This window comes from Aurantivibrio plasticivorans (assembly GCF_055392955.1).
This window is the reverse complement of the sequence record NZ_AP036020.1, coordinates 4,345,316-4,354,061: the sequence shown is the minus strand read 5'-3', so window position 1 is coordinate 4,354,061 and position 8,746 is coordinate 4,345,316. Positions and strand designations below refer to the sequence as shown.

General features: G+C 46.4%; 8 protein-coding genes. All 8 read left to right on the top strand.

What is annotated here, in order from left to right; genetic code table 11:
* Window positions 1-689 precede the first annotated feature (689 nt).
* Entirely contained in the window at window positions 690-824 is a 135-nt protein-coding gene (gene rpmH / locus ACZ5NB_RS19650; RefSeq protein WP_460232073.1) for a 50S ribosomal protein L34, read from the top strand.
* A 26-nt stretch (window positions 825-850) separates the two neighbouring features.
* The gene (gene rnpA, locus ACZ5NB_RS19645; RefSeq protein WP_460232072.1) at window positions 851-1,237 is read left to right on the top strand and encodes a ribonuclease P protein component; all 387 of its coding nucleotides are present in this window, start codon (window positions 851-853) and stop codon (window positions 1,235-1,237) included.
* Window positions 1,234-1,584 (top strand): membrane protein insertion efficiency factor YidD, encoded by a 351-nt coding sequence (yidD, locus tag ACZ5NB_RS19640; protein WP_460232071.1) that lies wholly within the window; start codon window positions 1,234-1,236, stop codon window positions 1,582-1,584. The genes rnpA and yidD overlap by 4 nt, the downstream gene beginning before the upstream one ends.
* Window positions 1,584-3,293 (top strand): membrane protein insertase YidC, encoded by a 1,710-nt coding sequence (gene yidC / locus ACZ5NB_RS19635; protein ID WP_460232092.1) that lies wholly within the window; start codon window positions 1,584-1,586, stop codon window positions 3,291-3,293. Before yidD ends, yidC begins: the two co-directional genes overlap by 1 nt.
* A gap of 35 nt (window positions 3,294-3,328) precedes the next feature.
* Window positions 3,329-4,690: a tRNA uridine-5-carboxymethylaminomethyl(34) synthesis GTPase MnmE gene (mnmE, locus tag ACZ5NB_RS19630; RefSeq protein ID WP_460232070.1), complete on the top strand. Its 1,362-nt coding sequence runs from the start codon at window positions 3,329-3,331 to the stop codon at window positions 4,688-4,690.
* Between the two features lie 636 nt (window positions 4,691-5,326).
* On the top strand, window positions 5,327-7,234 hold the full coding sequence (mnmG, locus tag ACZ5NB_RS19625; protein ID WP_460232069.1) for a tRNA uridine-5-carboxymethylaminomethyl(34) synthesis enzyme MnmG: 1,908 nt from the start codon (window positions 5,327-5,329) through the stop codon (window positions 7,232-7,234).
* A 10-nt stretch (window positions 7,235-7,244) separates the two neighbouring features.
* Window positions 7,245-7,910: a 16S rRNA (guanine(527)-N(7))-methyltransferase RsmG gene (gene rsmG, locus ACZ5NB_RS19620; protein WP_460232068.1), complete on the top strand. Its 666-nt coding sequence runs from the start codon at window positions 7,245-7,247 to the stop codon at window positions 7,908-7,910.
* A 5-nt stretch (window positions 7,911-7,915) separates the two neighbouring features.
* Window positions 7,916-8,731: a ParA family protein gene (locus ACZ5NB_RS19615; protein WP_460232067.1), complete on the top strand. Its 816-nt coding sequence runs from the start codon at window positions 7,916-7,918 to the stop codon at window positions 8,729-8,731.
* Window positions 8,732-8,746: the final 15 nt, after the last annotated feature.

Sequence of the window (8,746 nt, the reverse complement as noted above, 5' to 3'; positions counted from 1 at the left end):
ACGCTTACCCAATCTCAGCTCTGGTCAAGTTTTCGAGTAAAAGAACCCCACGCAGGTGCGATACGGCAACTGCGGTTATTCATTAATGCGTTTAGTACGGGCTGTCGGCACTTGAATATCGATGAAATTAATCACAGCGCTATATCATCGGATTAGCTATCCAACACAGCGACATCGCCACCTATTCTAATAAGGTACAGCCCCTCAGAAAGAGCAACGAAGTGTACTCTTCTATTTCGATCTTATCCACACCCAACAAAAACCCACCAAATTGACGAAAAAATATCTTTTCCTTTAAATTCAATAAGTTGCAATAAATGCGTTCAAAATTATATAAACAGCTTTGAACAATAAGCATGGCTGTTTTTTAACCTTATTCTGTGGATATCCTGTTAGTATGCAGTGATTATACAGGCTTATATACAGCAAAATGACCAAAGTCTATGCACCGTAAAGGTGATCGAAAGCGACAGAAAAAAAATTCATTTTTTTTCGCACATTGACAGTAAAAAAATAGAGATTGATTTAGGCTCCCCAATTCTTTAAAATCCGCCGTCCTTTTTAGCGGTAGCACTAATCTCAGGCAAACTTGCCAGCAACCAGTGATATTGCTTCTATATATAGATACTAGATTTAGCTAGCCGCAATAAGCCCGACTTGTTGCAGACTAACAAACGGCAGGAACGATCATGAAACGTACTTTTCAACCCAGTGTACTTAAGCGCAAGCGCACTCACGGATTTCGCTCTCGTATGGCCACTAAAAGTGGACGTGACATCCTAAATCGCCGCCGCGCTAAAGGCCGCAAGCGCCTATCTGCGTAAACGCATCTCAACGCTGGGAGACTGGCGTGGTTACGCTTGGATTATCGAAATCTTCGCGACTTCTCAACAGCCACGACTTCCAGCGTGTCTTCCAAGACGCTCAGTTTAAAGTATCCCACCGCTACCTTCTGATCCTCGCTAGGCCAAACGGGTTATCCTATCCCCGACTCGGATTGGTGATCGCCAAAAAGAACATCCGTTTTGCTGTTCAACGCAATCGTATCAAGCGGCGCATCAGAGAAACTTTCCGCCTGCAACAGCACACTCTACCCTGCTTAGATGCTATAGTGCTGGCCCGCAGCCAACTGGATACGCTCGATAACACGGCGCAAACCGAGTTACTCAATAAACAGTGGGCGCGCTTAGTAAAACAGTTTACAAAAGCTCAGCAACAAGCGGCGCAGCAACAATGACTCCAGCACAACGGACTCGCTCTCCCATTCATCAATTCTGCGTGAATGGTGCAGTACGCCTAATACAACTCTACCGGTTGATATTAAGTCCAATCATGGGCCAACAGTGCCGCTTTTACCCAACCTGCTCCCACTACGGAGAGGAAGCCTATCGACGACATGGCTTTATAAAAGGAAGCTGGCTGACGGCAAAACGATTGGGGAAATGCCATCCTTGGCACCCAGGCGGATTTGATTATGTTCCCGAGATTAACGGCTCCGTGCAAAACACACTCTCGCCCTCGGCAACCACTCAACAACTCGAACCTATTGTATTAACACCTAAAAAAGCGGCAGTTTCAGAATGATGGATTGGCAACGAATTGGTTTACTTCTGGGTATCGCAGCAGTCTTAGTGACACTGCTATTTCGCTGGAACGCATTTCAAGAAGCGAGGCTCCCTGAGATAGAAACCGAAACCACCATTACCGAGTTTGCAGATCCAGGCGCAAACTTTCCTTCCGCCAACCCTGGTAGTTCACTATCGGACCAAGGTGATTCCGCTGTACCCGGTGAGCTCAGTCAGGATGAAGAAAGCAACCACATTGACGCTGCTGCTCCTACTCTCACAGCATCACGCAAACTAATAAAAGTCACCACCGATTCATTAAATGTATCAATTGATACACTCGGCGGCGATATTGTCATGGTGGCATTACCTAAGTTTCCGGTCACCATCGAACAACAGGATAACCCGCTGATTATTTTAAATCGCACACAATCAACTACCTATATTGCACAAAGTGGTTTGGTAGGCCGAAACGGAACTGACACAGCTGAGAGTCGCCCGTTATTTTCGAGTGCCGCCGATAGCTACACCCTGTCTGAAGGTGAAGACGAATTACAAGTAGATCTGCACTTTCAGCAAGATGACGTAAAAATTACTAAGCGCTATACCTTCAAGCGCAGCGACTACCTTGTTCGCATGGAGTACTTAGTCGACAACCAGAGCGGCGCTCCCTGGACGGGACGTCTTTACGGGCAAATATTACGTGACGACCATAAGCCCGGTAAGAACCTTCCCGCGTTTGCAATGAGTAGTTTCCTCGGTGTTTCAACCACTACCGAAGAAGAAAACTACAAGAAAATGGATTTCGACGATATTGCTGAAGACCGCTTCTCACAAACCAAGCAAGATTCATGGATAGCGCTGGTGCAGCACTACTTCATTAGTGCTTGGGTGCCCAACCCTGAACTGGATGTGGACTACGATTTTCGTCAGTTAAAAGGCAGTGGGCTGTACCGTTTTCTTTTCCAAGAACCACGTACCACCATTGCACCTGGCGAGCAGGCAACGATGTTTGCCGATTTTTACGTAGGCCCTAAAGATGTCTATCGTCTAGAAGATATCGCTCCTAACTTAGAACTGGTTGCTGACTACGGCCCGTTGTGGTTTATCTGTAAACCACTGTTTTATTTCTTGAACTGGTTGTATAGCTTTTTAGGAAATTGGGGTGTAGCGATTATTGTGCTCACCATTTGTATTAAAGCGGCCTTCTTCCACCTCTCCGCCACCAGCTATCGCTCAATGGCGAAGATGCGTAAGTTCGCACCTAAAATGGCTGAGCTGAAAGAGCGCTACGGCGATAACCGTCAGAAGCTCCAAGAAGAAACCATGAAGTTGTACCGCAAAGAGAAGGTAAATCCTCTCGGCGGTTGTTTACCGATGTTGGTGCAAATCCCGGTATTTATCGCTCTCTACTGGACGCTAATGGAATCTGTTGAATTGCGTCACGCACCATTCATGTTGTGGATTAATGACTTATCGGCAAAAGACCCTTACTTCATTTTGCCATTGCTGTACGGTACCACCTTCTGGTTTCAGCAAAAACTCAACCCACAAATGGGTGATCCTACACAGCAAAAAATTATGCAGATGATGCCTTGGGTGTTCACCATTTTCTTCCTGTTCTTCCCATCAGGCCTTGTGCTTTACTGGGTAGTGAACGGTTTGTTATCGATGGCACAGCAATACGTCATCACTAAACAAATTGAAAATGCTGATGCAAAAGCGTAAGTACTTTTTAAATTAAACAATTTATTTAAAAGCACATGCATCCCAACGATACCATTGCCGCTATCGCAACCGCTTCAGGTCGAGGCGGCATTGGCATCGTTAGACTCTCCGGCCCGAAAGCGCGCGCTATTGGCGAAATGATTTGCCAACAAACATTCACTCCTCGTCACGCCCATCACACGCCATTCTATTCAACCGACTCTCAGATTATCGACGAAGGCATCGCTATTTATTTTGTCGGCCCGCATTCGTTCACTGGCGAAGATTGTGTTGAGCTACAAGGCCATGGCGGCCCTGTCATTCTCGACATGCTAATGGATTGCTGTTTGCAGCACGGCGCTCGACTAGCGGCGCCTGGAGAGTTTTCACAGCGCGCTTTTCTCAACGATAAATTAGACCTAGCACAAGCCGAAGCCATTGCTGATTTAATTAATGCGACCTCTCAGCAAGGTGTTCGTAATGCAGTCAACAGTTTGCAGGGCGTTTTCTCAAAACGCATAGATGAGCTTGCTGAAGCTCTAACACAACTACGAATTTATGTTGAAGCTGCCATTGATTTCCCGGAAGAAGAAATTGATTTTTTATCGGATGGCAACGTGGCCGCGCAATTTTCTGAAATCGAACAACAATTGCAGTCACTGTTAAAAGATTCCGAACAAGGGCAAATTGTGCGCGATGGAATTCGCGTAGTAATAGCCGGTCGCCCTAATGCAGGTAAATCCAGTTTATTAAACGCGTTATCTGAAAAAGACAGCGCCATCGTTACCGACATCGAAGGCACCACGCGCGATGTCCTGCGCGAACATATACACATCGATGGCATGCCACTGCATTTGATCGACACGGCAGGGCTACGCGCTAATCCAGATGAAGTGGAACGTATCGGCATCGAGCGTGCGCAACAAGAATTCGCACAAGCCGATCGGATTTTATTGATGGTAGATGCCAGCCAACCCCAAGGCCTAACCCTTGCCAATTGCTGGCCCGCTGACGTCGGTGTGCAACCGGATCACACCAAGGTGACATTGATCGCCAATAAAATTGACCTCGCCGCCCTAGCGCCTGAAACAGGCACTACGAGCGATGGGTTACCACTCATCAAGCTTTCGGCAAAATCCAACGACGGGCTCAACCTCCTCAAAGAGCACCTAAAAGACATTGCTGGTTATACCGGCAGCGGCGAAGGCCACTTCACCGCAAGACGACGTCACCTCGATGCGCTACGCCGAGCACAATGCTTTCTCGATACAGGTAAACAGCAACTCCGAGCTGGCGCGGGCGAATTGTTAGCCGAAGATCTGCGCCAAACCCAAGAATGCCTCGGCGAAATTACTGGTCAAATGACGCCAGATGAGTTGCTCGGCCGCATCTTTTCCAGCTTCTGCATTGGTAAATAAGCCGTCTGCCCAACTGTTTAATCCATCCCTTTTCATCCACACCCACTGTTCACACAACAACCAAATCAACTAGTTATCCACAGATTTTCACCAAAGTCCTCACTAACCTATACAAGTTATTAACATTCATTCACAGGTTTATCCCCTAAATGACTGATTTATAACAATTATTAGAATTTTTTGTGAAGAACTCCGGGATATTTAGTTGAATTAACTATGAATCGAAATGTGTATAAACCGAGAATCACCCACGTTTGTGGAAAAGCCCGGATTTAGACACACCTTATTGTCAGGTATAACACTGGCTATACGGTAGTTACCACGTGGTTGTACTAGCTACAACTTATTGATTTTATTGACTTATCATGGCTTTTCCACAGATTTACCAATCCCTAATAACCATTACTACTAACAAAATACATATATATACTTATATATATTCTTTCTTATTAACTTATTAATTATTTAACCCCTAAAAACAAAAAACGACTAAAACTAAGCAACTCACATTCACCGTGTAAAAATTAAACACTTTTTTTGCTACTCTGATTAACCCAACATATAATGGCGCGCCCCAAATCTGGGGATCTATATACAGCCCTCTTCTGACCACGGTCATATTTTTAGGTAGTTGCTATGCGTTACCCCGAACAATTTGATGTCATTGTGATTGGCGGCGGCCATGCCGGTACAGAAGCATGTCTAGCGTCTGCGCGCATGGGCTGTAAAACTCTCTTGCTGACCCACAGCATTGAAACCCTGGGGCAAATGTCCTGCAATCCGGCGATTGGAGGCATCGGTAAAAGTCATTTGGTACGTGAAATTGATGCCTTGGGCGGTGCGATGGCAAAAGCCACCGACAAAGCCGGTATTCAATTCCGTTTATTGAACGCCCGCAAAGGCCCGGCCGTTCGCGCGACCCGCGCACAAGCCGACCGCGAATTGTACAAAGCCGCAATCCGCAGCCAGCTAGAAAACCAAGAAAACCTCATTATCTTCCAACAAGCGGTGGATGATTTAATTGTCGAAGGCGATACCGTCAAAGGTGTGGTCACGCAAATGGGCGTGCAGTTTTTTGCACCGTCGGTTGTGTTAACGACTGGGACATTTTTAGGTGGCGTGATTCATATTGGAATGGAAAACCATTCCGGTGGTCGCGCTGGCGCACCGCCATCGATTGCGCTCGCGAACCGTTTGCGCGAATTACCTTTGCGCGTTGGCCGTTTAAAAACCGGTACGCCGCCGCGCATTGATGCTCGTTCGATTGACTTTACTGATCTGCAAGAACAGTGGGGCGATACGCCAACACCGGTGATGTCGTTAACCGGTAGTGTTGATGATCATCCGCAACAAATTTGTTGTTGGATTACTCATACCAACGAACGCACCCATGAAATAATCAAAGGTGGTTTAGATCGTTCGCCGATGTACACGGGTGTTATCGAAGGTGTTGGTCCTCGTTACTGCCCTTCTATCGAAGATAAAGTACACCGTTTTGCCGATAAAGATTCCCACCAAATTTTTATCGAACCCGAAGGTTTAACCACTCACGAAATTTACCCCAACGGTATTTCGACGAGCTTGCCGTTTGATGTGCAATTAGATTTAGTGCACTCCATTAAAGGCTTTGAAAACGCGCATATTACGCGGCCGGGTTACGCTATCGAATACGATTTCTTTAACCCGCAAGATTTACAATACAACTTAGAAACCAAGCATATTCAAGGCTTGTTCTTTGCGGGACAAATTAACGGCACCACCGGTTACGAAGAAGCGGGTGCGCAAGGTTTATTGGCGGGTATTAATGCCGCGCTGAAAGTGCAAGAAAAAGACGCTTGGTGTCCTCTACGCGATCAAGCCTATGTCGGTGTGTTAGTCGATGACTTAATTACTATGGGCACGGCCGAGCCTTACCGCATGTTCACCTCGCGCGCTGAATACCGTTTGTTATTGCGTGAAGATAACGCCGATCTACGTTTAACCGAAAAAGGCTATGCGCTTGGCGTGGTAACTGAATCACAATGGCAAGCGTTTAACGAAAAACGTGAATCGATTGAGAAAGAAGAAGCTCGCCTAAAATCGACTTGGGTGCAAGCCGGATCGAATGAAGCAACTATTCTTCAAGAAAAAATTCCATCGCCGTTAACGCGCGAATACAGTCTGTATGATTTATTAAAGCGTCCGGAACTAACCTATCAAGATATCGGTCCGTTGAAAGGCGAATCAGTTGAAGACCCGCGTGTGGCCGAGCAGATTGAAATTGCTGCAAAATATTCAGGCTATATTGATCGCCAACAAGAAGAAATCGATCGTATGCGATACTACGAGAACACAGCGATACCCGCAGAAATGGATTTCAACTTGGTTGATGGCTTGTCCAACGAAGTCAAACAAAAACTCATCACCGCTAAACCCAGCACAATTGCGCGAGCGTCGAGAATATCGGGTGTAACACCGGCAGCAATTAGTTTATTGCTGGTTTATTTAAAGAAAAAAGGTTGGTTGCGCAAAGCCTCTCTAGTCGATGCGGCCGCTGCGGAATGAGATTAGTTTGGTGACGACCAGTAAAACGGAGCAGAACTCCTCTGTAGACAACCCTTTGCGTGATAGATTGATACATGGCTGTACAGCGTTAGGTATTTCGCTGGGCGACCAGCAGATTAATCAACTTCTCGCTTATCTAGCGTTATTTGAAAAATGGAACAAAGCCTACAACCTCTCGGCGATACGTGACATTAATGAGATGTTGGTGCGGCACTTGTTGGATAGCTTGAGTATCGTCCCTTTTTCGAATGTCGGTGAGCGTTGGTTAGACGTTGGTACTGGCGGCGGCCTGCCTGGAATTCCATTGGCAATTTGCTTTCCTGATAAGCAGTACACATTACTTGATAGTAACGGTAAAAAAACGCGGTTTCTATTTCAGGTGAAAACTGAATTGTCGCTCAATAATGTCGCGGTTGAGCAGGCGCGTATCGAATCGTTTCAAGCGCCTGCCTTTGATGTCATCGTCAGTCGAGCGTTTGCCAGTATCGAAGATATGGTGAATGGCAGTCAGCACTTGCTGAATGAAGCTGGTCAGCTTTTCGCCATGAAAGGCCAATACCCTAGCGAAGAGTTGAGTAAACTACCAAAACCCTTTAAGGTCGATCGCTGCGAACCGCTAACCGTCCCCTTTTCCGAGGGTGACCGACATTTGCTAATAATAAACCGGGAACACTAACCGCCATGTCACACTGTCATGTCTACGCCGTTACCAATCAAAAAGGTGGGGTTGGTAAGACCACAACCTGCGTCAACCTTGCGGCATCATTGGTTGCGACAAAGAAAAAAGTGTTATTGGTGGATATGGATCCGCAAGGCAATGCCACAATGGGCAGCGGTATTGATAAATCCATTCTCGACCTTTCAGTTTACGATGTATTGGCCGAGGACTCGGCTGTTGCCGACGTGGTTCAACATGGTGAGGCCGCAGGTTATGACGTGCTGCCATCTAACAGTGATTTAACCGCGGCGGAAGTGCAAATGTTGTCGTTAGCGAATAAAGAGTTTCGCCTCAAAAATGCCCTGGATGTGGCGCGACAAAATTACGATTACATTCTGATCGACTGTCCACCTTCCCTAAACATGCTGACAGTGAATGCATTGACTGCCTGTGATGGGGTCATTATCCCTATGCAATGTGAATACTATGCTTTGGAAGGTTTATCGGCATTGATGAACACCATTTCGCAAATTCAATCGGTACTCAACCCTGGGTTACATATCGAAGGTTTATTGCGCACCATGTACGACCCGCGCAACAGCTTAACTAACGATGTATCAGCTCAACTCAACGAACATTTTGGTGATCGTGTTTATCGTACCTGTATCCCTCGTAACGTCCGTTTAGCGGAAGCCCCTAGCTTTGGAGTCCCGGTGATTAACTACGATCGTCAGTCTAAAGGTGCCTTAAGTTATCTAACGTTGGCAGGTGAAATCATTCGAAGGAACGAAACAGCAGAAAAACAAACGCAAACTGCTGTAGAATCCCCCCAGCAATAACGAGGATATGCACAG

Excerpts from the sequence above, each read along its gene's own strand:
- mnmE (WP_460232070.1), top strand. The coding sequence starts at position 3,329 with ATGCATCCCAACGATACCATTGCCGCTATCGCAACCGCTTCAGGTCGA.
- ACZ5NB_RS19615 (WP_460232067.1), top strand. The coding sequence starts at position 7,916 with ATGTCACACTGTCATGTCTACGCCGTTACCAATCAAAAAGGTGGGGTT.
- rpmH (WP_460232073.1), top strand. The coding sequence starts at position 690 with ATGAAACGTACTTTTCAACCCAGTGTACTTAAGCGCAAGCGCACTCAC.
- yidC (WP_460232092.1), top strand. The coding sequence starts at position 1,584 with ATGGATTGGCAACGAATTGGTTTACTTCTGGGTATCGCAGCAGTCTTA.
- mnmG (WP_460232069.1), top strand. The coding sequence starts at position 5,327 with ATGCGTTACCCCGAACAATTTGATGTCATTGTGATTGGCGGCGGCCAT.
- yidD (WP_460232071.1), top strand. The coding sequence starts at position 1,234 with ATGACTCCAGCACAACGGACTCGCTCTCCCATTCATCAATTCTGCGTG.